Source organism: Streptomyces sp. P9-2B-2, from assembly GCF_030406865.1.
Classification (GTDB): Bacteria; Actinomycetota; Actinomycetes; order Streptomycetales; family Streptomycetaceae; genus Streptomyces; species Streptomyces platensis.
The window spans coordinates 7,061,140-7,084,055 of record NZ_CP129126.1; the positions used below are offsets into that span (position 1 = coordinate 7,061,140).

19 protein-coding genes and 1 pseudogene are annotated in these 22,916 nt (G+C 70.5%); 9 read left to right on the forward strand and 11 right to left on the reverse strand.

The genetic code is table 11. From position 1 onward, the window contains the following. Positions 1-234: 234 nt before the first annotated feature. The 4 genes and pseudogenes from QT196_RS30995 to QT196_RS31010 all read left to right on the forward strand — a co-directional run bounded on the left by QT196_RS30995 (position 235) and on the right by QT196_RS31010 (position 5,341). Complete coding sequence (locus tag QT196_RS30995; RefSeq protein ID WP_266731772.1) at positions 235-978, forward strand: hypothetical protein; 744 nt, start codon at positions 235-237, stop codon at positions 976-978. Further along, entirely contained in the window at positions 971-1,657 is a 687-nt protein-coding gene (locus QT196_RS31000; RefSeq protein ID WP_266731774.1) for a response regulator transcription factor, read from the forward strand. The genes QT196_RS30995 and QT196_RS31000 overlap by 8 nt, the downstream gene beginning before the upstream one ends. A gap of 216 nt (positions 1,658-1,873) precedes the next feature. Beyond that, positions 1,874-2,653, forward strand: a pseudogene (locus tag QT196_RS31005) (ABC transporter ATP-binding protein). Positions 2,654-2,719: 66 nt separating this feature from the next. After that, positions 2,720-5,341 (forward strand): ABC transporter permease, encoded by a 2,622-nt coding sequence (locus QT196_RS31010; RefSeq protein ID WP_290356115.1) that lies wholly within the window; start codon positions 2,720-2,722, stop codon positions 5,339-5,341. 79 nt (positions 5,342-5,420) lie between these two features. On the opposite strand, the gene QT196_RS31015 is transcribed toward QT196_RS31010, so the two are convergent. The 3 genes from QT196_RS31015 to dnaE form a co-directional block, all read right to left on the reverse strand. Next, a complete protein-coding gene (locus QT196_RS31015) occupies positions 5,421-5,855 on the reverse strand; it encodes a DUF6196 family protein (protein WP_290356116.1) in 435 nt (144 codons plus the stop codon). Between the two features lie 50 nt (positions 5,856-5,905). Further along, positions 5,906-6,409: a hypothetical protein gene (locus QT196_RS31020; RefSeq protein WP_248001381.1), complete on the reverse strand. Its 504-nt coding sequence runs from the start codon at positions 6,407-6,409 to the stop codon at positions 5,906-5,908. A 70-nt stretch (positions 6,410-6,479) separates the two neighbouring features. Beyond that, positions 6,480-10,076 (reverse strand): DNA polymerase III subunit alpha, encoded by a 3,597-nt coding sequence (gene dnaE, locus QT196_RS31025; RefSeq protein WP_290356117.1) that lies wholly within the window; start codon positions 10,074-10,076, stop codon positions 6,480-6,482. Between the two features lie 317 nt (positions 10,077-10,393). Here dnaE and QT196_RS31030 point away from each other — a divergent pair, with 317 nt between their 5' ends. Both QT196_RS31030 and QT196_RS31035 read left to right on the forward strand, forming a co-directional pair. Next, complete coding sequence (locus tag QT196_RS31030; RefSeq protein ID WP_266733052.1) at positions 10,394-10,702, forward strand: hypothetical protein; 309 nt, start codon at positions 10,394-10,396, stop codon at positions 10,700-10,702. A gap of 50 nt (positions 10,703-10,752) precedes the next feature. Beyond that, positions 10,753-11,553, forward strand: a complete 801-nt coding sequence (locus QT196_RS31035) for an inositol monophosphatase family protein (protein ID WP_168481980.1) — start codon at positions 10,753-10,755, stop codon at positions 11,551-11,553. Between the two features lie 121 nt (positions 11,554-11,674). On the opposite strand, the gene QT196_RS31040 is transcribed toward QT196_RS31035, so the two are convergent. The 5 genes from QT196_RS31040 to QT196_RS31060 all read right to left on the reverse strand — a co-directional run bounded on the left by QT196_RS31040 (position 11,675) and on the right by QT196_RS31060 (position 16,633). Continuing rightward, complete coding sequence (locus QT196_RS31040; RefSeq protein ID WP_266731781.1) at positions 11,675-12,376, reverse strand: zinc ribbon domain-containing protein; 702 nt, start codon at positions 12,374-12,376, stop codon at positions 11,675-11,677. A 57-nt stretch (positions 12,377-12,433) separates the two neighbouring features. Continuing rightward, entirely contained in the window at positions 12,434-12,805 is a 372-nt protein-coding gene (locus tag QT196_RS31045) for a hypothetical protein (protein ID WP_168481985.1), read from the reverse strand. A gap of 27 nt (positions 12,806-12,832) precedes the next feature. After that, positions 12,833-14,326 carry a zinc ribbon domain-containing protein gene (locus QT196_RS31050; protein WP_248001382.1) on the reverse strand — a complete coding sequence of 498 codons (1,494 nt, stop codon included), beginning with the start codon at positions 14,324-14,326 and terminating at the stop codon, positions 12,833-12,835. A 236-nt stretch (positions 14,327-14,562) separates the two neighbouring features. Then, on the reverse strand, positions 14,563-15,309 hold the full coding sequence (locus QT196_RS31055; protein WP_168481987.1) for a MerR family transcriptional regulator: 747 nt from the start codon (positions 15,307-15,309) through the stop codon (positions 14,563-14,565). A gap of 97 nt (positions 15,310-15,406) precedes the next feature. Further along, positions 15,407-16,633 carry a cytochrome P450 gene (locus QT196_RS31060; RefSeq protein ID WP_168481989.1) on the reverse strand — a complete coding sequence of 409 codons (1,227 nt, stop codon included), beginning with the start codon at positions 16,631-16,633 and terminating at the stop codon, positions 15,407-15,409. A 339-nt stretch (positions 16,634-16,972) separates the two neighbouring features. Here QT196_RS31060 and QT196_RS31065 point away from each other — a divergent pair, with 339 nt between their 5' ends. Next, positions 16,973-17,845, forward strand: coding sequence for a dienelactone hydrolase family protein (locus QT196_RS31065; protein WP_290356118.1), 873 nt, complete (start codon positions 16,973-16,975; stop codon positions 17,843-17,845). Between the two features lie 53 nt (positions 17,846-17,898). Here the strand turns inward: QT196_RS31065 and QT196_RS31070 are convergent, their stop codons facing one another. The 3 genes from QT196_RS31070 to QT196_RS31080 all read right to left on the reverse strand — a co-directional run bounded on the left by QT196_RS31070 (position 17,899) and on the right by QT196_RS31080 (position 20,848). Further along, positions 17,899-18,735, reverse strand: a complete 837-nt coding sequence (locus QT196_RS31070) for an alpha/beta fold hydrolase (protein WP_290356119.1) — start codon at positions 18,733-18,735, stop codon at positions 17,899-17,901. 159 nt (positions 18,736-18,894) lie between these two features. After that, a complete protein-coding gene (locus tag QT196_RS31075) occupies positions 18,895-20,142 on the reverse strand; it encodes a DegT/DnrJ/EryC1/StrS family aminotransferase (protein WP_266731792.1) in 1,248 nt (415 codons plus the stop codon). A gap of 106 nt (positions 20,143-20,248) precedes the next feature. Then, a complete protein-coding gene (locus QT196_RS31080) occupies positions 20,249-20,848 on the reverse strand; it encodes a substrate-binding domain-containing protein (protein ID WP_290356120.1) in 600 nt (199 codons plus the stop codon). On the opposite strand from QT196_RS31080, the gene QT196_RS31085 reads away from it, so the two are divergent. Both QT196_RS31085 and QT196_RS31090 read left to right on the forward strand, forming a co-directional pair. Next, the gene (locus QT196_RS31085; protein ID WP_290356121.1) at positions 20,847-21,125 is read left to right on the forward strand and encodes a hypothetical protein; all 279 of its coding nucleotides are present in this window, start codon (positions 20,847-20,849) and stop codon (positions 21,123-21,125) included. The genes QT196_RS31080 and QT196_RS31085 overlap by 2 nt on opposite strands. A gap of 123 nt (positions 21,126-21,248) precedes the next feature. Further along, the gene (locus QT196_RS31090) at positions 21,249-22,910 is read left to right on the forward strand and encodes a glycoside hydrolase family 13 protein (RefSeq protein WP_168482001.1); all 1,662 of its coding nucleotides are present in this window, start codon (positions 21,249-21,251) and stop codon (positions 22,908-22,910) included. The last annotated feature ends 6 nt before the right edge of the window (positions 22,911-22,916 follow it).

A 22,916-nucleotide genomic window follows, 5' to 3' on the forward strand; every position in this document is an offset into this window, starting at 1 on the left:
ACCTCCAGTGTGCGCGAGTGTCGGCCCGGCGGCCCAGAGCGGCAACCCAGCGAGAGGTACGGGTCACAGCCTGCACCCGCCCGCCGCGCCGGGACGCCCTCCGGTCCGCGCCCGTGGCCGCCTTCCCGGGCCTCCGTCTTCGGGCAGCGGCCCCATGGCCTCTGTCTTTGGGCAGAGGCGGCTCACCCTCAAGAAGCAGCGAAGCCCCGTGCAGAGCCCTCGATAATCGTCGTCATGTCCTCCAGCGCGCCGCCCGCGACCGAGCCCCCCGTCTCCCGAAGCCTCTTCGCGGGGCCGGGGGAGCAGGGGCGGTGGGTGGTATGGCGGGCGGCGGTCGAGGCGGTCACGGCCGCGGCGCTGGTGCTGCTCGCCCACGAGGCGGTGTCGGCGGTCGAGGCCAGGCTGGTGGGCGAGGCGGCGGGCCTGGCGGTTCTCGGCATCGTGCTGGTGCTGATGCGGCGCCGCTTTCCGGCGGCCTGTGTGGTCGGGCTGGCGGCGCTGATGGGGGCGGTGCCCTCGGTGGCGCTGCTGACCGCGGTGGCCGCCTACACCGCGACCCGGCAGCTGAGGACGTCCCGGCAGCGGGTCGGGGTGCTGCTCGGGGCGGCCGCTCTGACGATGCTGACCGGCGCGGTGTGCGCGCCCGCGCTGGGGGTCGGCAGCAGCCTGTTCGGCCTGGCGCTGGGGGCGGTGCTCGCCGTCACCACGGTCGTGGTGCCGGGGCTGGTGGGTACCGCCGCCGGGCAGCAGGGCCGCTTGCTGCGGGCGCTGCGGGAGCGTGCGGCCGCCGCGGGGCATGAACCGCCACGGCCGCCCGCCGCCACCGAGTGCCTGTATCCGTACGCGAGCGAGCGCCCCGAGGGCGGCCGGCTGCCGATCGTCCGCTACTGCTTCCGGTCCGACACCCTGATCGCGATCGACCGCTTCACCGTTCCGATGGTGACCGAACCTCACAGTGGGAGCACGACCCATGACTGACCACGCCAACTCCGCGGTCCCCGGGCCGGGTTCCGCGATCCGGGTGCTGCTCGCCGACGACGAGGAGATGGTCCGGCACGGCGTCCGGCTGATCCTCCGGCACGCCGAGGGCATCGAGGTGGTGGGGGAGGCGCCCAACGGCGCCGAGGCCGTCCGGCTCGCCGCCGAGGCCCGGCCCGACGTGGTGCTCCTCGACGTCCGCATGCCCGTACTCGACGGGCTCGCCGCCGTCGAACCGCTGGCCGCCCTGGACCCCGCGCCGCAGGTCGTCATGCTCACCACCTTCGGCGACGAGGAGAACGTCCTGCGGGCCCTGGGGGCGGGCGCCACCGGCTTCCTGCTCAAGGACGAGGGGCCGCAGGAACTGATCCGCGCGGTACGGGCGGCGGCCGCGGGGGACGCCGTGCTCTCGCCCGGTGTCACCGGGACCGTCGTCCGGCGGATGCTCAGCGGCGGCGCGCCCCGCGTCCCGGACCGCCGGGTGGTGGGGCTGACGGACCGGGAGCGGGAGGTGCTGGTGATGCTGGGCGAGGGGCTGTCGAACCTGGAGATCGGCACCCGGCTCGGCATCGGGGTGGGGACGGTCAAGACCCACGTCGGCTCGATCCTGGGGAAGACGGGGTGCGGCAGCCGGGTGCAGGCGGCGCTGCTGGCGCACCAGGCCGGACTCATGGGCTGAGGTGCGGTCCGGGCCGTCCGGCTGTCGCGTACGGCTCTCGCTCCTGGGCCCCTCCGGCTCTCCCTCAGGGGAGAGGGGCTGTGGTCCGTGCGGGCGAGGGAGCCGCCGTCTCTCCGCCCTTGGACAGGCGGCGTATTCCCGACCTGAGGGCGACGGATCGGGGGGTGTGCCGCGGCCACGATGGTCGGGAGTCCCGCACCCCTTCCAGGAGTCCCCATGGCACAGTCCGCACCCCCGACCACCGGCCTTCGGGCGTCCGGCGCCGCCGCCCGCGCGACAGAGCTGACCAAGGTCTACGGCGCGGGCGAGACCCGCGTCGTGGCCCTCGACTCGGTCTCCGTGGAGTTCGGGCGCGGCCGGTTCACCGCGATCATGGGACCGTCCGGCTCGGGCAAGTCCACGCTGATGCACTGCATGGCCGGGCTCGACTCCTTCTCCGGGGGCTCGGCCCGGATCGCCGACACCGAACTGTCCCGCCTGGGCGACCGTCAGCTCACCAGGCTCCGCCGGGAGAAGGTCGGCTTCGTCTTCCAGTCGTTCAACCTGCTGCCCACGCTGAACGCCCTGGAGAACATCACGCTGCCGATGGATATCGCCGGCCGCAGGACCGACCAGGAGTGGCTGGAGCTGATCGTGGGGACCCTCGGCCTGACCGGGCGGCTGCGGCACCGCCCCTCGCAGCTCTCCGGCGGCCAGCAGCAACGCGTCGCCGTGGCCCGCGCGCTGGCCGGCTGACCCGAGATCATCTTCGCGGACGAGCCGACCGGCAACCTCGACTCCCGGTCCGGCGCCGAACTCCTGGACTTCCTGCGGGAGTCGGTACGCGAGCTGGGACAGACGGTCGTGATGGTCACGCATGACCCGGTGGCCGCCTCCTACGCGGACCGGGTGGTCTTCCTCGCCGACGGGCGGCTCACCGACGATCTGCCCGCCCCCACCCCGGAGGCCGTCCTCGACCGGATGCGGCACTTCGACGCCGAGGGACGCAAGACCTGACGCGGCCGCCACTCCGCCCCGTATTCCGCCGCCGCCCCCTCGCACCTCTCCGGGACTGGATCGACCATGCTGCGTACCGCCCTGCGCAACGTCCTTGCGCACAAAGCCCGTTTGCTCATGACCGCGCTCGCCGTTCTCCTCGGTGTCGCGTTCGTCTCCGGCACCCTCGTCTTCGGCGACACCGTCGCCAACGCCTACCGCAGCGCCTCCGCCGAAAGCCTCCGGGGCGTGGCCGTCTCCGTACGGACGGCGGCGGCCGGCACCGCCCCCGAGACGGCCGGCGACGAAGCCCCTGCCCCCGACACGGCGGCGGGCAACGGGGACCCCCGGCGGACCACCGCCCTCGGCACCGCACTGGCCCGGAAGATCGGCCAACTGCCCGGCGTCGCCTCGGTACGCCCCACCGTCCACGGCGAGGCCACCGTGGCCGGCAAGGACGGCCGCCCGGTCAGCGCCGACAGCGACCGGCAGCACCTCGCCACCAACTACGTACCGGGCAAGGACGGCAAGGACAGCCGCTTTCCGCTGAAGGCGGGCCGCGGCCCCGCCGCCGCGGACGAGCTGGCCCTCGATGCCAGGACCGCCGCCAAGGCCGGCTACCGCCTCGGTGACACCATCCGCCTCGCCCTCGACGGGCCCGTCCTGACGAAGAAGCTGGTCGGCGTCGTCTCCGCCGACGATCCGCGGATCACCGCCGGCGGCACCCTCACCCTCTTCGACACCCGGACCGCCCAGCAACTGTTCCTCCAACCCGGCGCGTTCGACGAGCTGGCGGTCGCGGCCCGGAACGGTACGGACGAGCGCGCGCTGACCGAACAGGTACGGGCGCTGCTCCCCGCGACGGGCGTCCAGGCCCTCAGCGGCGCCGATCTGGCCGTCGAACAGTCCGCCCAGATCGCCCGGAACACCCAGTCCCTCACCAAGACGCTGCTGGTCTTCGCCGGTATCGCGCTGTTCGTGGGCGCGTTCCTCATCGCCAACACCTTCACCATGCTCATCGCCCAGCGCAGCCGCGATATCGCGCTGATGCGGGCCGTGGGCGCCTCGCGCCGCCAGGTCGTACGCGCCGTCCTCATCGAGGCCGCGCTCCTCGGCCTGGTCGCCTCCGCCGCCGGATTCGCGCTCGGCCTCGGTATCGCCACCGCCCTGCGCCCGCTGCTCAACACCACGGGAGCTGGACTGCCCGACGGACCGCTGGTCATCACGCCCGCGGCCCCACTGGCCTCCCTCGCGGTCGGCGTCGTCGTCACCGTGCTGGCCGCCTGGCTGCCGTCCCGCAAGGCCGCGAAGATCGCCCCGGTGACGGCGCTCAACAGCGTCGACCAGGTGCCGCCCGCCCGCGCCCTGAGGGTCCGCAATGTTCTCGGCGTCCTGCTCACCGGGGCCGGGGTGCTGGTGATGCTGTACGTCTCCACGCTCAGGACGAGCAAGGAGTCGAACCTGATGTGCGCGATGCTCGGCTCCGCCCTCACCCTCGGCGGTGTGATCGTGCTGGCCCCGCTGCTCTCCCGGCCGCTGATCACCCTGGCCGGCAAGGTCACCACCCGCCTCTGCGGCGTCAGCGGCAAGCTCGCCAAGGAGAACGCGCTGCGCAACCCGCGCCGTACGGCCGCCACCGCCTCGGCCCTGATGATCGGGCTCGCCCTGATCACCGGACTGACCGTCGGCGGCCACTCCGCCCAGCGCGCCATGGCCGAGGAGGCCACCGAGGGCCTGACCGCCGACTACAAGGTCACCAACAGCACCGCACGCGGCCTCGACAAGGACACCGCCGCCAAGATCGCCCGGATCCCCGGAGTCGCCGCGGCCGCCCCCGTCACCTCCGCCGGGCTCGACACCCAGGGCAAGTACGCCGTGCTGACCGGCACCGACCCGACGGCGTTCGGCAAGGCCGCGCGGCTCGACGTCCGGGCCGGTTCGCTGCGCGACCTCGGCAGCGGAAAGATCGCGGTCTCGGACTCCTTCGCCCGGCGGACCGGCCTCGCCGTCGGCGACACCCTCGACGCCGAGCTGGGCAACGGCGCGGCGACCGGCAAGCCGCAGCGGAAGACGCTGGCCGTCGTCGCCGTCTACGCCAAGACCCGCGCCGCCGACGACGCACTGGGCACCCTGGCCGACGTCCTCCCGTACGCGGACTCCCACGAGCTGGAAAACGTGCTGGTCAAGGCCGACCCCGGCAAGGCCGCCGGCCTGGAACGGAAGATCCGCGCCGCACTCGGCGACAACCCCCTGCTGAAAGTCCGCAGCCAGGAACAGCTCATCCAGGAGAACAACGCCCCCGTCACCACGGTCCTCAACATGCTGTACGGCCTCCTCGGCATGGCCGTCGTCATCGCGGTGCTCGGCGTCGTCAACACCCTGGCCATGTCGGTCTTCGAGCGCACCCGCGAGCTCGGGATGCTGCGCGCCATCGGCCTCGACCGCTCCGGCGTCAAGCGGATGGTCCGTCTGGAGTCGGTGGTGATCTCGCTGTTCGGAGCCGTACTCGGCATCGCCACCGGCACCTTCCTGGCCTGGGCCGGAGGCGGCCTCACCACCACCTCCATGCAGGAGTACGAAATGGTCCTCCCCTGGGGAAGGCTGGCACTCTTCCTCGCCCTGGCCCTGGCCATCGGCGTCCTCGCCGCCATCTGGCCGGCCCGCCGCGCCGCCGGCCTGAACATGCTGCGCGCGATCCAGCCGCGCTGAACCAGGAACCGGCGGGTGCCGTATCGGCCGTACGGGCGAAGATCACGCGACTGCGGAGGGATCGCCGCCTGCATGCGGATCAGCTGTCTCGTAGCGTTCTGACGACCGCGATGGCCTGATCCAGCAAGTCGATGGGACAGCCCCAGTAGTCATAGATGCCGCCGCGGGCGCGGTTGCTGCCACAGACAACAAATACGCCGGTCCCCAGCTCCACCTTGAGGTGGGTGGCCAGCCAGCCGACGAAACCGCTGTTGTCCACATGGTCGTCGAAGTGGAAGGAGAAGATGCCGAAGCGTTCGACGTCGTCGCCCTCCTGGGTGAGCGGGACCAGGCGGCTCCAGCTCTCCCGGTCCCGAACGACTGCCAGCGTCTCGGCGGTGAGCGCCGGCGGCCGGTCGGCCGGAGACTCTTCAAAACACCAGACACCGTCGTGCACGACGAGGTCGGCCTGAGCGATCTCACGGCGTAGCCGCTGGTCTGTCTGTTCCGCACTCTCCATACTCACACTGACCATCAGCGAGGTTTCCTCTCCACCATTCGCACGCACCCTCCCAACCGAACTGCTCAGTGATACTGCCTCAGTTGCCCCGGCCGTTCGAAGTAGAAGCCCCGCGGCCCCTCCGGCTCACCGGCACCCCCGCAAAGGCACGGCGCGGGCCGCCCCTCGACCAGCTTGCTGCCGTTGACCACAGGCTTGCCGTCAACGCGGCGACCGGCGGAGCCGAAGATGTGCGTTCCCCGCCCCAGCCGCATCATCCCCGTGGTGACCCCCGCCGCCGACACGGGCAGGCCACCAGCCACAAGACGGACGAGGAGGAAGAGGTTCTGCTTTTCCCGCGCGGCAGGGCCGGTCCACAGCGCGACAATCACCGCGGCCTCCTCCTGGTCCGGAATACACCCCCGCACGTAATACGGCTTGGCCAACGGCGCGTCCGTGTAATGCCGGAGCGCAGCGGCAACGGCCCGCTGCGCCCGGGAAAGACACGAAGGCGAACAGATCACTGGCTGCCCTTGGACGGACACGTCTTCCTGTACCCCCATGCAGTAGTCGATATCGATGACAGCCATGATCCCTGCCCGCCGGGGCCGGGGTAACGCCCCACTGGGGCCGGCGCCTCGGTAAGCAGGCGCCTTGCCCTCACCATGGGGATTCCCAGGCATCGGCTCCGAAGGTGCCTTTGACATCGGAGGCGATGGTCGTGGGGTCCACCGTGGCTTGGAGGGCGTAGACCGTGGTCTTGCGTGCGCCACGGACGCTGAGGTGTACGGGGCTGTCGCCCGGGTGGTCCGTGAGGATGCGCCGGAGTTCTTTGACGGACTGTTCGGTGATGCGGTGCGCGGGGAGCGCGAGCCGTACGGGGGTCTTCCTGCCGTGCTCGGCGGAGGAGATGTCGAGGACGGCGAGTTCTCTGCCGAAGAGGTTCACTGTTCCGTCCCGGTCCTCGATTTTGCCTCTGACGGAGATGACGTTGTCCTCGGCCAGTGCGTGCTGGACGAGTTGGTAGGCGGCGGGGAAGAACAGGACCTCCATGGCGGCGTCGCGGTCGGCGAGGGTGACGAGGGCCCAGGCGTTGCCCTGTTTGGTCATCTTGCGCTGGATGCCGGTGATCAGGCCGGAGAGCTGCACGTCTCCGGTGCTGCGGCCGGAGGCGAGCAGTTCGGCGATGGAGCAGTCGCGTGCGCCGGCGAGCACATGCTCGGCACCGTCCAGCGGATGCGCGGAGACATAGAGGCCGAGCATTTCGCGTTCGGTGGCCAGGAGTTGCCGACGGGGCCATTCCGTGTCGTCGAGGGCGAAATCGAGTCCGAAGGCGGGTTCGCTGCCGCTTTCCGCGGCCAGATCGGCGAAGAGGTCCTCCTGTCCGAAGCTTGCTGCCTTCTTCACCGGGGTGATGGCATCGATGGCTTCCTCATGGATGGCGGTGAGGCCTTTGCGGGTGTGTTTCAGGGAGTCGAAGGTGCCGGCCTTGATCAGGGATTCCACGGCTCTCTTGTTCAGTGCGGGCAGGTCGGCTTTGTCGAGGAAGTCGGCGAAGGAGGTGAACTTCCCCTGAACCCGGCGGGCTTCTACGATCGCGTCGATGACGTGGTCGCCGACATTGCGCACCGACCGCAGCCCGAAGCGCACATCGTCGCCGACGGCGGTGAATTCGGCGACGGATTCGTTCGCGTCGGGCTGGAGGACCCGTACGCCGTTCTTGCGCGCGTCGGCGAGATAGACGGCGGCCTTGTCCTTGTCGTCGCCGACGGAGGTGAGCAGGGCCGCCATGTACTCGGCCGGGTAGTTGGCCTTGAGGTAGGCGGTCCAATAGGAGACGAGGCCGTAACCGGCGGTGTGGGACTTGTTGAACGCGTAGCCGGAGAAGGGGAGCATGACATCCCACAGGGCCTTGACGGCTTCCTCGCTGTAGCCGTTGTCCCGCATACCGGCATGGAACCTGTCCCACTCCGCGGCCAGCACCTCGGGCTTCTTCTTGCCCATCGCACGGCGCAGCAGGTCGGCCCCGCCGAGGGTGTAGCCGGCCAGCTCCCGGGCGATGGCCATGATCTGCTCCTGGTAGACGAGCAGATGGAAGGTGTTGCCGAGGATGGGCTCCAGTGCGTCCTTCAGCTCGGGGTGGATGGGGGTGATGTCCTGGCGGCCGGTCTTGCGGTGGGCGTAATTGGTGTGGGCGTTGGCCGCCATCGGGCCGGGCCGGTAAAGGGCGTTGACCGCGGCGATGTCCTCGAACCGGGTGGGTTCCATCTGCTTCAGCAGTACGCGCATACCGCCGCCGTCGAGCTGGAAGACGCCGAAGGTGTTGCCCTCGGCCAGCAGCCGGTAGGTCGTGGCGTCGTCCAGCGGGATGACGGTGGCGGAGGAGTCCTCGTCCAGGGGGTCCACGGTGGTCAGGCTGATGCCGCGGTTCTCCCGGATGTTCTCGATGGCCTGGTCGATGACGCCGAGGTTCCGCAGCCCGAGGAAGTCCATCTTGATCAGGCCCATGGCCTCGCAGGACGGATAGTCGAAACCGGTGATCTTCACGCCGTCCGAGGCGCGCATATGCAGCGGAATGCGGTCCGTGAGAGTCGTCTTGGAGAGGATCACCGCGGCGGCGTGCACACCGGTGCCGCGGGTGAGGCCCTCGACCCCGCGGGCGGTGTCGATGACGCGCCGCACATCCGGTTCGCTCTCGTACATCTGCCGGATCTCCGCTGCCTCCCCATACCGTTGGTGGGAGGCGTCGAAGATGACGGCAAGGGGAGCGGACTTGCCGTTCTGGTCCGGCGGGAGCGCCTTGGTGATGCGTTCCCCGTGCGAGAACGGATAGCCGAGAATGCGCGAGGAGTCCTTGATGGCGTTCTTGGCCTTGATCTTGCCGAAGGTGTTCACCATCGCGGTGTATTTCTCGCCGTACTTCTCGGTGACATAGCGGACCATCCGGTCCCGCTGACGGTCGTCGAAGTCGAGGTCCACATCCGGTGGGTTGATGCGCTCGGGATTCAGGAACCGCTCGAAGAGCAGACCGTGTTCCAAGGGGCACAGCTCGGTGATGCGGGTGGCGTAGGCGACGATCGATCCGGTCGCCGAGCCCCGTCCGGGACCGAGCGGGATCCTGTTCTCCCGGGCGTGGCGGCAGATATCCGCCACGACGAGGAAGTAGGAGCTGAAGCCCATGGGGCCGATGACCGACATCTCGGTCTCGAAGCGCTCCAGAATGTGCGGCGGGACCGGGTCGCCGTAGCGCATGGCCAGGCCCTTGAGAACCTCCTTGCGCAGCCACGATTCCTGGGTCTCCGCCTCGGGCACGTCCGGGAACTGCGGCATCTCGTCGACGTAGTCGAAGACCTCGTCGTAGGACTCGACGCGCTCGGCGACCAGCAGAGTGTTGTCACAGGCTGCCGGAAGCTCCGAGAACAGGCCACGCATTTCCGCGGCGGTCTTCAGGTAGTAGCCGGACCCGTTGAAGCGGAAGCGGTTCGGGGCGTCCTTGTTCTTGCCCACGCCGATGCACAGCAGACTGTCGTGGGAGTCGGCCTGGTCCTCGGTGACGTAGTGCGCGTCGTTGGTGGCCAGGAGCGGGATATCGAGATCCTTGGCCAGACGCAGCAGCCCCTGGCGGACGTCGCGCTCGATGTCCAGGCCGTGGTCCATCAGCTCCAGGAAGTAGTTCTCCTTCCCGAAGATGTCCTGATAGGCGCCCGCGGCCGCGCGGGCCTCGTCGTACTGACGCAGCCGCAGCCGGGTCTGGATCTCCCCCGACGGACAGCCGGTGGTGGCGATGACGCCGTCCGGCCTCTCGGCGATCAATTCCCGGTCCATCCGCGGCTTGCCGGCGGGAAACTGACCCTCATAACTGGCCTGCGTGCTGAGCCAGAACAGATTCCGCAGCCCCTGAACGTTCCGCGCCCACATGGTCATGTGAGTGAACCGGCCACCGCCGGAAACATCTTTCGAGCCCTCGCCGTCCTCGCTCATGGCGCGGCGGCCTCCCGGCCCCCAGAACTCCTGCTTCCGGACGAAACGCGAGGACGGCGCCACGTACGCCTCGATGCCGATGACCGGTTTGATGCCCTCGAAGCCCTTCGCGACCTGTGCGAACTCGTAGGCGCCGAACATGTTGCCGTGATCGCTCATGGCGATCGCCGGCATCCCCTGGCGGGCCACCTCATGGAACATCGGCGTCAGCTTCTGCGCGCCGTCCAGCGTCGAGTACTCGGTGTGGTTGTGCAGATGGACGAAGGAATCCGGCATGAGCGGGGTCACCTCCAGGGGCACAGGGGAAGCCCCGACCGGCCCGGAACGCGGGGGTGGACACGTTCCGTGGCCGAACCACCGGCTCGGCGGCGGGGCGGACAGCCGTCGCGGTGCGGACGCGCCGAAGCGACCACCCGAACGCCGCTACGAGCGGCAGTTGCTCGGCTCACAGCGGCGACGCGCGACCTCCCGGCCGCTGGGTCGATGAAGGCTTTGTGCAACCACACGTTGACCCCAGACATGAAAGCGGGGGTGCACAAAGGAATCAAACAACCATTTCGGCGCCACCAACAACGAATGGTTGTATCCGTAGGGTGGCCAGCCCCACCCTGACTCGGCCGACCCGTCGCCGGTTCCGCTGTCAGGGTGGTCGTCGTTGGCGGGTCGTGCCGCTGCGGCGGGAGCGGGTGCGGGAGCAGCACGATGGGCAGCGCTGCGCCGCCGTGACCGGCATGGTGGCAGGACCCCGGGAGCGCTCCGTGACCGCCCAGTCGCCTCGCACCGATACACCGCCCGCCCGCTACGACGACCTGCGCGCCCTCGTGTTCAACTGCACCCTCAAACGGTCACCGGAGCGGAGCAACACCCAGGGGCGAGTTGGGCGGGCCCGGCCAGTGCTCTGACCGGGAAGGTTCGCCGGGGCGGTAGCCATCGCCTCGATAGTCTGCGCGGCATGAGCAATGCATACGAGAGCTCCGGCGATGCTGAAGTCGCGATAGCCGGGGCGCGGGCCGGCGCGGACGTGGTCCGCACCATGTACGGCCGGCAGCTCAACCGTATCGACAAGGGTGCCGGGGACTTTGCCACTGCTGCCGATGTGGAGGCCGAGAGGACGATCCTCGGCGTCATCCGTGCCGCACGGCCCCATGACGCGGTGCTCGGCGAGGAAGGGGGGCGGCGGGGCGCCGCCGACGCTGTGCGCCAGTGGTTGGTGGACCCGCTGTGCGGCACGCTGAACTATGCCGTCGGCACCATGCTGGTGGCCGTCAACGTGGCGCTGCGCGACGGGGCGGCGGCGGTGGCCGATCCGTTCAGCGGCGAGGTTTTCTTCACCGACGGGGAGACCGCCCGGGTGCGGCATGACGGGGTCGACGACGCGCTGCTGACGCCCACGCCCGCCACACGGTTGGTGGACGTCAACCTGGATCCTCCGTTCCCGAGTGCGCCCGGATTCCGGGCCGTGGATCTGCTGGCCCACCCTGAGTTCGTCGCACGCTTCCGGCCGCGCGTCGTCTCCACGACGCTGGCGCTCGCCTGGGTCGCCGCAGGCAAACGCGCCGCGTATGTCACCGATGGCAGCGACCTCTCCACGAGCGTGCATTTCGCGGCCGGTATCGCTGTGTGCCGGGCTGCCGGCTGCGTGGTCACCGGGATCGACGGTGCCCCGATCGGCGAGACGGGCCGCGGGCTTGTCGTCGCCGCTGACGACGAGACCCACGGGCTACTGATGTCGATCATGCACAGCCGAAGCTAGCGCGGTGACCGCATGGGCTTCGCCGGGCCGGGTCGGGCTGGGACTGGGGGGCCTGCTCCGGCCCGCCCCTTCCCCGGCTCTCCGTTCATGCGGAGGCCGGGAAGGAGCGGGCCGGGGGTGGTCACCGCTGGGAGATGTCGGCGCTGACGATCGCGCCGTCGGACACCGTGTAGGTGCCTTGGAAGACGCGTACCGAGCCGTCGGTCTGGGTTGCGCGGAGGACGGCGCTGACCTGGCCGGAGCTGCCGTCGTTCACCGCGCTGAGTTCGATGCTCGACGTGGTGCCGAAGCCCGACTTCCACTCCGAGTACGAGGAGCCCCCGATGTTCTTGCCGCCGAGGTCCCAGGCCGCGGAGAAGTCGCCGGCGTTGATGTCCCGGTAGTACTCCTCCACGACCGCGCTCGCGTTGTCGGGGGACGGTGAGAGGTCCGACGGGGTGGGGGAGGGGTAGTCGGTCGGCGGCAGGGTCTCGGTGTAGGTGGGCGGCGTGGAGTAGAGGTCGGTCGGGGGCGGGGAGCCGATGGCCGGGTCCGGGGTGGGGCTGGCCGAGGAGAGGGCGCCGACCGTTTCCTCGTCCGAGGAGCCGTCGGACGAGGAGAGCACGATGGCGGTCGCGCCGCCCGCCACGATCAGGGCCGCCACCACCCACAGCAGCCACTGCGGGAGGATGGTGGGCCCCACCCGGACGTAGCCGTGCCCGGTGTCCCCGACGGGCTGACGAGTGCCGGCGGGCGCCCCGGACTCACGTGGCGTACCGCAGCTCGGACAGAACGTCGCGGCGGCATCCTCATGGAGCGCGCCGCAGTGCGTGCAGGACGGCATGGTCATCTCCCCCCGTTGTCCCTGGTGTTCCCGTGCCCGGCCTTCGCGTCGGACCGGCTACAGCCCGTGGATCGCCTCTTCGATCGCCACCGCCAGAGTGACCAGGGCGGTGAAACCCGGCACGGCGCCCACGAGCGCCCTGGCGAAGACCTTCAGCTTGCCCTTGCGCGGTGCCTCCGAAGTGGCCTCCTCGCGGGCATCCTCGGCGGCCTCGATCAGGTCGTCCCGTTCCGGGTGCTCGGACCGGCCGAGCTCGTCGATCAGCCGGGTGAGTAGCGTGTCGAGGTCCTGGGGCTGCGGCTGCGCCCCGTCGCCGTACTGGGTCAGCCCGCTGTCCCGGACCTCCGCCTTGGCATTCTTGCCGCTGGCCACGGCGCTGCCGACGACATTCGAGCCGCCGGTGGCGATGATCCCGTCGTTCCTGCGCATGTGTATTCCTCACTTCTGCTTGGCTTTTCAGTCCAGCTTGAGCAGCGGGATCTTGTGGATGATGTTCATCGCGGTCCGGGACCGGTCGCCGGAGGCGACCGCGCTGGAATCCACCCGCGAACCGTGGGACGCGATGATTCCGTTGTTGATGATGGTCTGCTGACGCTGGATCAGCTCACCCGCGTCGATACCGCGCGCTTCGGCGAATTCGACGAGTGCGTCCAGGACCCGCTTTTCCACCGTCTTCAGGACCATTCCGCTGTCGGCCTTCTGGAAATGCCGCTGGTGGTGTTTGGCCGCGGCTTCCCGGCGGACGCTCTGCCGCGCCCCGTAGTCGAAGTGGCGCAGCCTGGTGATCAGCTTGTGCTGACGGCGCCGCCGCCGGGAGATCCCGGAGTCCGGGGCGAATCCCGCGATCGCGCGCACGGGGGAGGCCAGCAGAATGAAGAAGGTGCTGACCGCCGTCTCCGAGATCAGTTTGGCGAGTTCGCCCACGGCCGGCCGGGGCATCAGGGTGTCGATGATCCGGTAGCGGTCCAGCAGCGGGAACAGCACCGTCGGGACGGCTTCCACGAAGAGATTGGAGTCCGACCGCACAAAGCGCAGAAAGAGCGAGGTGACCAACTCGCCGCCCCAGCCGGTGGAGTGCACGGCCAGATACGGGCGGGCACCTTCCTCGGGTGTCCGCTTCAGCGTGTCCATCTGGGCGAACGGAATCCGGGACACGGGCCGGCCGAGGGGATCCGGCAGAAAGCGGGTGTCGCCCAGGAGGGTCGAGCCGTCGGTGAAGAGCCGCTCCTCGATCTCCAGACAGGGCAGCGCCAGTGTGCCGACCCGTTCGGCGATATGGGCGTAGAGCTCCGTCACATCGAATTCCTCCGGTTCGCCTTCCGGCCGGCTGGAGGTGGTGACGTCGAAGGTCAGGGACCAGGAATCGAGTTCGGTCCCGTAGCCGATGAACGGTGAATAGCCGCTGTACGTGGTGACGTTCCCGTCGGCGTAATCGCCGATCTGGCGCAGGCGCGTCGAGATGTCGTTGTTGAGCGGCGGCGGCGCGGCCGCCGGGTCGAAACGGTCCGGGCGCAGGCTCTGGAGATGGCGCCCGTACTTCGTGGACAGCTCGAAGGAGAACACCGTCACCCAGGACAGGAAGAGCGCCAGCAGGGTGATCCTGCCGTCACCGACCACGAACGTGAAGACGAAGGCCAGCACGAACAGCACGGCGAGCACCAGATCCCGGCTGTGGCGGCGTGCGTTGGCCAGATAGGCGTGCCGCAGCACCACGGGGACATCGCAGGCCGGGGCCGCCGCCACCCCGAGATGGGGTTCGGCGGCGACCTGTTTGATGAGCGATCCGGCGTAGGCGCGGTCCAGGTAAGCGGCCGCGCACAGGTATCTGGTCAGGTCCCGGCCGCTGCCCCAGCGCGGCACGGTGGCGCGGCGGTCGGCCGGCCGCTCCGCGAGCGGCACCGTCGTCGCGGCAGGCGGTGGAGCACCGTCAGACTGCTGCGGCAGCGTCACGGTCGTCGCGCCGGCCTCCAGGGCCGCACCGCATGTGCTGCAGAACGCGGCCCCCGGAGCGGTGCCCCGGCCACACCCGGGGCATGTCGTCGTATGCGTCATTGCTTCCCCCCACACATGAGCCCGGCTCACGTCCAACAAGTGCACCACAAGAGGATTCTGAGAAATTGTCAGAGTCACTCTTTGAGGCTGGACCGTTACAGATCCGGAACGGAGGGGGGAGTCGGGCCGGTCCCCTAGGGTTCGGCCCCGACCTGTCCGGTGGTTCGGCGCTGCTTGGCGCGCTGGGAGAGCACACCGAGGATCCGTTGCCACGCCGGTGATGCCTCGATGACCCGGGAGAAAGCCAGCGCGGTGTTCCCTTGCTCGCTGCTGTCCCGCGCGTGGTCGATCTCCCAGTTGTCCAGCTCATCGATGAGCTGGTCCACGCGGGGATCGTGCGGATCCCAGTCGATTGACTGATCGCAGGCGAGATACAGCCGCGTTGTCTCGGGGTCGTCGAAGCTGGCGGCCTTGTCCTTTATCGCCTGCGGCATGGACTCCGGGTCCAGTGCCTGCATCAGGATCCACACGTCCCGTTCGAGCCGTACCGTCCGTTCGCTGACCCCGAGACCGCGCATCCGGTTCAGGTTGGCGACCACCCCGGCAGGCAGGACGAGCTCTTCGCCGCCGGCCAATGCGGTGATCCGGCGGCGGTGCTCGGTGAGTTGGTCGATCTTGCGCTGCAATTCCGCGTCGATGTCGTCGACGGCCGCGGCGAACTCGGCCGGCCGTGCATGCAGCAGCGCGTCGATACGGGCCAGTGGCACCCCGGCTTCGGCGAGTGTCCTGATCCGGATGAGATCCACCGCCGCTTGTGCGCTGTAGCGGCGGTAGCCGGAGCGGTCGCGTTCGGGCTCCGGCAGCAGGCCGACGTGGTGGTAGTGGCGAACGGCGCGCACGGTCACGCCGGCCGTCGCCGCGAGCTGGCCGATCGTGAGCATCGTTCACCTCCGGTCTTCGGGGATCCTGGCCGGGCCGAGTCTAAGACCTGGTCCCGCAAGGCGGTCCCCACCTGTGTGACGCACTCGGCCGATGCCTCTAGCGGGCCGATTCCGTCCAGGTGACCGGCAGTTCGTGGACGCCGTAGATGTTCATGTCGGTCCTGAGTTTCACCTCGTCGGCGGGGATGGCGAGCTGGAGGGTCGGGAAGCGGCGCAGCAGTCCGTCGAAACCGGCGCGCATCTCGATGCGGGCCAGTTGCTGGCCCAGGCACTGGTGGATGCCGTGGCCGAAGGACAGGTGGCCGCGGGCCTTGCGGCGGATGTCCAGGGTGTCGGGGTGGTCGAAGCGCCGGGGGTCGTGGTTGGCGGCCAGCAGCGAGACGACGACGGTCGAGCCCTTGCCGATGGTTTCTCCGCCGAGTTCGATGTCTTCCGTGGCGTAGCGGTAGAAGATATCGACGACGGACAGGTAGCGCATGAGTTCCTCGACGGCGTCGGGGAGCAGATCCGGGGCGGCGCGGAGTGCGGCCAGCTGCTCGGGGTGCTCCAGGAGCGCGAAGGTGCCCAGGGCCAGCATGTTGGCGGTGGTCTCGTGGCCCGCGAGCAGCAGCAGGAAGGCGATGCCGGTCAGTTCCTCGATGGTGAGGTCGTCATGGCGGGCCAGGTCGGACAGGATGTCCTCGCCGGGTTCGGCCCGTTTGCGCATGACCAGTTCGGCGAGGTACGTGGTCATCGCGCCGTACGCGGCCATCTTCTCCTCCAGCGGCTGTTCCTTGACCAGGAACTTGGCGGAGTTGACCTGGAAGTTCTCCCGGTCCTCGTAAGGGACACCGAGCAGTTCGCAGATGACCAGCGAGGGCACCGGCAGCGCGAACTCCTTGACCAGGTCGACCGGCGGGACCAGGCGCGCCATCTCGTCCAGTTGCCGCTCGGCGATCTCGACGATGTGCTCTTCGAGCTGTTTCATGCGTCTGACGGTGAAGGCGCCGGTCAGCTTGCGCCGCAGCCGGGTGTGGTCCGGCGGGTCCATGGCGACGAACAGGCCCGGCACCTGCGGGGACGGCTCGGTGGCGGCGGGCATGCCCGGGGTCTCGTACGGCACATGGACGATGCCGAGGTCCTGGCGGGAACTGAACCGGGTGTCGGCCAGGAGCTGGCGGACCGCTTCGTAGCCGGTGACGAGCCAGCCCTCATGACCGTCGGGGAAGACCAGGGGACTGACCGGGCGGGCCTCGCGCAGCCGGGTGATCTGGCGGGGCGGGTCGAAGGGGCCCGCATCGCGCTCCATGGGGAGGCCGTGCGGGATGGCAGCCGTTTCACTCATCGGATGTCCTTTCGCGGCGGCCGTTGTGGCCACGTCGTCATGCGGCCAAGGCTCCAACCCTGACGCACGGTCAAGGTCAACCCTTCTGTTGCAGCGGCCCCGGTTTGCGTCGTGTCCCGTGCTGAGGGAAGAGCCCGTCGGCCGTGCTGCTGGATGCCGGCGATCACTTCGCCGCGCCCGTAGGGCAGTTGGTCGCAGGCGCCGCACCGATGGGGGCGCTACGCACGGCGTGCGCGGGTAGTCTCGCGCTGGTGCGGCGCCGGGCATGGGCGAGGTGCCCCGGCCGGGGAGCGGCACCGAACAGCCTCCGAGCAGCGACTGACCGAAGCGGTGGTATCCATGGCAGATCATGACCTGACCGGTTTCGAGCGCGGCACCTTCACCCATCACGGCACCACGCACCGGATTCTGCGGCGCGGTACGGGCCCTGCCGTGATCGTGCTGGCGGAGATACCGGGAATCACGCCCAAGGTGCTGGAGTTCGCGGAACGCGTGGCCGCACTCGGCTGTACCGCCGTGCTCCCGGTGCTCTTCGGGAGACCCGGCCGCGATGCCGATCCCGCCCACATCGGCCGGCTGAAGGCCGGACTCTATATGGCCTCGTCCATAGGGAAGGTGTGCGTCAGCCGGGAGTTCACCGTGCTGGCCACCGGGAAATCGTCCCGCGTGGTGACCTGGCTGCGGGCCCTGGCCGCGCAGGAGCACGAGCGGTGCGGCGGCCCCGGCGTCGGAGCCGTCGGTATGTGTCTCACCGGTGGCTTCGCGCTCGCCATGGCCGCCGACGAGCGCCTTCTCGCCCCGGTCCTGTCCCAGCCGTCGCTGCCGCTGGCCCTCACCAAGAGCCGGGCCGGTGGCATCGATACCTCCGCCGAGGACCTCGCGACCGTCCGGGGGCGCTGTGAGCGCGAGGGCCTGCGGGTCGTCGGGCTCCGGTTCCGCGGGGACCGGCTGGTGCCGGGGGACCGGTTCGACTTTCTGCGCCGCGAACTCGGCGAGGCGTTCACCGCCGTCGAACTGGACGACGCCGCCGCGAACCCCCGCGCCCTGACGGCGCCGCACTCCGTACTGACCGAGCACCTCATCGACGAGCCCGGCCAGCCGACCCGCGCGGCGCTGGACGAGGTGCTCGACCTCTTCCGTACGCGGTTGCTGGGGCAGCGGCAGGGCCCGGCCGTGGAAACGCCGGCCGTTGAGGCGGAGGGCGAGCTCTGAGCGGTCCCGGCGGCCCGGTGTCACGGGGTCATGGGACCCGCACGCACCGGGCCTCAGCCGGTTCCGGCCTCCGGGAGCGGAAGGCTCTGCGGGTCGGCGAGGAAGGCCGCCACCAGATGGCCGGCCTGGGCGCGGCACTCCTGGAAGTAGGCATGGCGGGCGCCGGTGAAGAGGTGCATCCGGGCCCCGGGGATACGGGCGGCGAGCAGCGGGGCATTGGCCGCGGGCGTGAGTCGGTCCTGATCGCCGTGCAGCACCAGGGTGGGGGCCGTGATGCGGGGGAGGGCGTCCCAGGCGTCGTGTTCGTTGCTGGCGACCAGGTGTCCCCGGCGGGAGTGCGGGGGCATCTCGGGGTCGCCGAGTGTGGTGTACGGGCCGGGGTGGTCGGCCAGCCAGGCGGGGGAGTGCATCAGGTCGAGGAGGGCCTGCCGCGACGCCGCCGGATCGGCCTGGGCCAGGGCGCGCCGTACCGCGGTGTCGCGCTCCTGCGCCTGGGGGCCGCCGGGTGAGGTGCAGCCGAGGACGAGGCGGCGGACCCGGTCCGGGTGGCGGGCGGCGATCCACTGGGCGACGCGGCCGCCCATGGAGGTCCCGTAGACATCTGCCCGCTCGACACCCAGGTCGTCCAGGACCGCGATCAGGTCGTCGGCGAACAGCCGGGTGGAGTAAGGCCCTTCGGGTTTTCCGCTGGCGCCGGTGCCGCGGTAGTCCATGGTGACCGTGCTGTGGGTGGGGTGGAAGTCCTCGCGCACACCGTCCCACCAGTGGTGATTGTTGGCCTGGCCCGCGAGGAGTACCAACGGGCGTCCGGAGCCGTGCCGTTGAGAGGCCAGCACGGTGCCGTCCTGGGCGCGGGTCGAGGCGTGCAGTTGCTGAGTGTCGTCGGTCATGCCGTTCCTCGGGTGGGCGACGTCGTCGGCGATGCCCACGCCGGCGGTCGACGGTCAGCGCGGCTGCCCGGCGCCGGAGAGCCTACGGCCTGACTCCGGCCGCCGTCCCGCACCAGGGGCGGCGGTCTCGCGCATTCCGGCGGGTCGGGCCCGCCCTCGCTACCGGGGCCCGCAGGCCGTCGCGGGCACCCCGGCCGGGGCCGGCGCCCCGCCGTTCAGTTCCGCCAACGCGCCGTCGAACGCCTCGATGAGGTAGTCCTGCTGATGGGGCGTCAGCATCGGGTGGCAGGGCAGATTGAGATGCTGCTCGAACCAGCTGCGTTCGGCGACCGGGCACTCGCCGCGCAGATGTCCGCGGTGGCGCCACTGCGGCAGCAGATGCTGCGGGAAGTAACGCAGCTGGATCTCCACGCCCCTGCGGTCCAGGGCCAGGACGAGCCGGTCGCGCAGCTCCTGGTGGTCGGCGAGGCAGGTGTAGAGGTGGTAGGCGTGGACGCTGTGCGCGGGCGCCGACTGCGGGGTGAGGAACGGGTAGCGGGCGAGCACCTCGTCCAGTCGCCCGGCGAGCGCGCGCCGCCGTGCCACGGCGGTCTCGACCCCCGCGAGCTGGGCCTGTCCGAGGGCCGCGACCCCTTCCGGCATCGTCGCGTCACTGCCGGGCCGCCGTACGCAGCCGCGCTGGAGGGGCAGGGCGTACGAGGTCCCCGGCAGCCCGGCCGGCTCCGGCTGAAGGTGCGCGGTCCGGGCGTCCCTGTCGGGGGCGCGCAGCCGGTGCAGCCGCTCCGCCCAGTCGTCCCGGTCGCAGGTGATCAGACCGCCCTCGCCCAGCGCGGTGCCGGACTTGGCGTTCCGGAGGCTGAAGGTGGCGAGGTCCGCCAGGGATCCGGGGCTCCGGCCGCGGTAGCGGGCGCCCAGCGCGTGCACACAGTCCTCCAGCACCAGGAAGCCGTGCCGCCGGGCCAGGGCCATGACGGTGTCCATCTCGGCGGGGCAGCCGCCGTAGTGCACGAGCAGCAGGGCTCGGGTGCGCGGGGTGATCAGCGCCTCCAGCGCGGCCGGGTCGAGGTTGAGGGTGGTGGGGTCGATATCGCAGAACCGGACCCGTACGTCATAGTCGAGCAGTGGCTGGAGGGTGGCGCGGTGGGTCTGCGGGGTGGCGATGACCTCGTCGCCGGGGGCCAGATCGAGCATCCGGATCGCCATCTGGAGGGCGACCGCACCGCTGTTCACCGAGATCGTGTGCCGGCTGCCGACCGAGGCGGCGAAGGAGCGCTCGAACCGTTCACGCCGGACATCGGCCGGTAACGGTGTGCTCTCGTGGACCAGCTCGGCCAGTGCGGCGGCCTCGGTGTCGGTCGACAGGCTGCCCCGCTTCCCCCAGGGCACGAGGTAACTCTTGTCCAGCATCGGTTCCCCCCGGATGGTCTGTGGTGCACCGAAGAGGTGCAGTCCTATGACAGTCGAGGGGCGGACGCCGGTGAAGAGTCAGCGGCGGTCAGCAAGGTCAGTTAGGTCAGCTTCCCGTGGGCGGCGGCGCCGTGCTGCCGCGCGGGACGAGTTCGGTGGGCAGCACGATATGACGCCGGTGCGCGCCGTCGGCGTCCTCGATCACCGACCGGGCCAGATGAACGGCGGTGCGCCCGATCTCGGCGGCGGGCTGGGCCAGCGTCGTCAGGCCCAGGACCCCGGCCATGACATGGTCGTCGAACCCCATGACCGAAACCCGCCCGGGGACCGGGACGTTGGCCTCCCGCAGCGCCGCCAGCAGCCGGAACGCGAAATCGTCGGTCTCGGCGAACAGCGCGGTCGGCGGGTCCTGGAGGCTCAGCAGCCGCCCCACCGCCGCGCCCATCCCGCTGCCCTTCCAGCCCGGCACGCTCATGATGAGCGCGTCGTCCCGCTCCAGGCCCGCGTCGGCGAGGGCCCGCAGATGCCCGGCGAGCCGGTTCTTGCTGCTCCAGGCGAAGCCGGTCTCGTCGGACGTCTGGAGGAAGGCGATCCGGCGGTGCCCGAGGTTGATCAGATGGCGGGTGCCGCGCAGTGCGGCGTCCGCATCGTCCACATAGACACTGGGGCGCCCCTCGGCGTGCTGGCTGACGAAGACGAGCGGCATGCCCAGGCCGTCCAGGCGGGGGCCGGGGCTGTTCACCGCGGGCATCTTCACCTTCACCGCGACCTGGGCGGAGTTCCTGCTGGCGCTGACCTTCAACAGCGAGGACGGCCACCGCACCGTTCCGGTCGGCATCGCCCTGTTCACCAGCCAGTACACGGTCCCCTACGGGACGCTGTTCGCGGGGGCCGTGGCGGCCACCGTCCCGATCGGCGTCCTGGTCATGATCTTCCGCCGCTCGATCGTCTCGGGCATGACCTCAGGGGCGGTGAAGGGATGACCCCGGCCCCCGCGCGGGCCGCCCCCGCCGCACCCGACCCGGCGCCGCGCAGCGCCGTACGCTCCCCCAGCTACCGCTGGGAGGTGCCCCCATGCGTCCGCTACCGCCCGGAAAGGCCTCCACGTGACCTCTCAGCACCTCGACTCCGCCCGCGACACCACCGACTGGTGGCGGCAGGCCGTCGTCTACCAGGTGTACCCGCGCAGCTTCGCCGACTCCGACGGCGACGGCATCGGTGACCTCCCCGGCATCACCTCCCGGCTGGCCCACCTCGCCGGCCTGGGCGTGGACGCCGTCTGGCTGAGCCCCTTCTACCCCTCGGAGCTGGCCGACGGCGGCTATGACGTCGCCGACTACCGCGATGTCGACCCGCGGCTGGGCACCCTCGACGACTTCGACGCCATGGTGGCCGAGGCACACCGCCTGGGCCTCAAGGTGATGGTGGACATCGTGCCCAACCACTCCTCCCACCAGCACCGGTGGTTCCAGGAGGCGCTGCGCGCCGAGCCCGGATCCGCCGCGCGCGAGCGCTATGTCTTCCGCGAGGGCAAGGGCGGGCACGGTGAACTGCCGCCCACCGACTGGATCTCCTGCTTCGGCGGCCCCGCCTGGACCCGGCTGCCGGACGGCTGGTGGTACCTGCACCTCTTCGCCCCCGAGCAGCCCGACTTCAACTGGGACAACCCCGAGGTCCGCGCGGACTTCCGGCAGACCCTGCGCTTCTGGTCCGACCGCGGGGTCGACGGCTTCCGGGTCGATGTGGCCCACGGCCTGGCGAAGGATCTGGCCGCGCCGCTCCGCGACATCGGCACGATCGGCGACTACCGGCCGGAGGATCTGCCCGAGGATGGCAGCCACCCCTTCTGGGACCGGGACGAGGTGCACGACATCTTCCGGGACTGGCGCAAGGTCTTCAACGAGTACGACCCGCCCCGGATCGCCGTCGCCGAGGCCTGGGTGCGCAACTCCCGCCGCACCGCCTACGCCACCCCGCAGGAGCTCGGCCAGGCCTTCAACTTCGACTTCCTCCGTGCCTCGCTGGACGCGCCGGAGCTGCGCGCCTCCATCGACACCGCGCTCGCCGACGCGCGGGCGGCCGGGGCCACCGCGACCTGGGTGCTCTCCAACCACGATGTGATCCGGCACGCCTCCCGCTACGGCCTCCCGGACGACCGCGACGAGGAGGCCTGGCTGCTCTCCGACGGCCAGGAGCCCGTCCTGGACCGGGAGTTCGGCCTGCGCCGGGCGCTGGCCGCGACCCTGCTGATGCTGGCACTGCCCGGCTCGGCGTACGTCTACCAGGGCGAGGAACTGGGCCTGCCCGAAGTCGCCGAGCTCTCCCGCGACAGCCTCCAGGACCCGGTGTGGACCCGGAGCGGCGGTGCGCTGAAGGGGCGGGACGGCTGCCGGGTGCCGCTGCCGTGGCGGCGCGAGGGCAGCTCGTACGGATTCGGCAGCGGCGGCTCCTGGCTGCCGCAGCCCCAGGGCTGGGGCGCGCTGTCCGTCGAGGCACAGGACGGGGTGGCGTCCGCACCCCTGGAGCTCTACCGCACGGCGCTGGCCACCCGCCGCCGGCTGGTGGGCGACGAGGCGCTGGAATGGGCCGACGGGACGACGGACCCGGGCACCCTGCACTTCCGCCGCTCGGGCGGCTGGGAGTGTGTGGCCAACCTGTCGGACGAGCCCCGGCCGCTGCCGGCCGGTGAGCTGCTGCTGAGTTCCGCGCCGGTCACCGGTGACCGGCTGCCGCCGTGGACCACGGTCTGGCTGCGCACCACACGCTGAACCGCC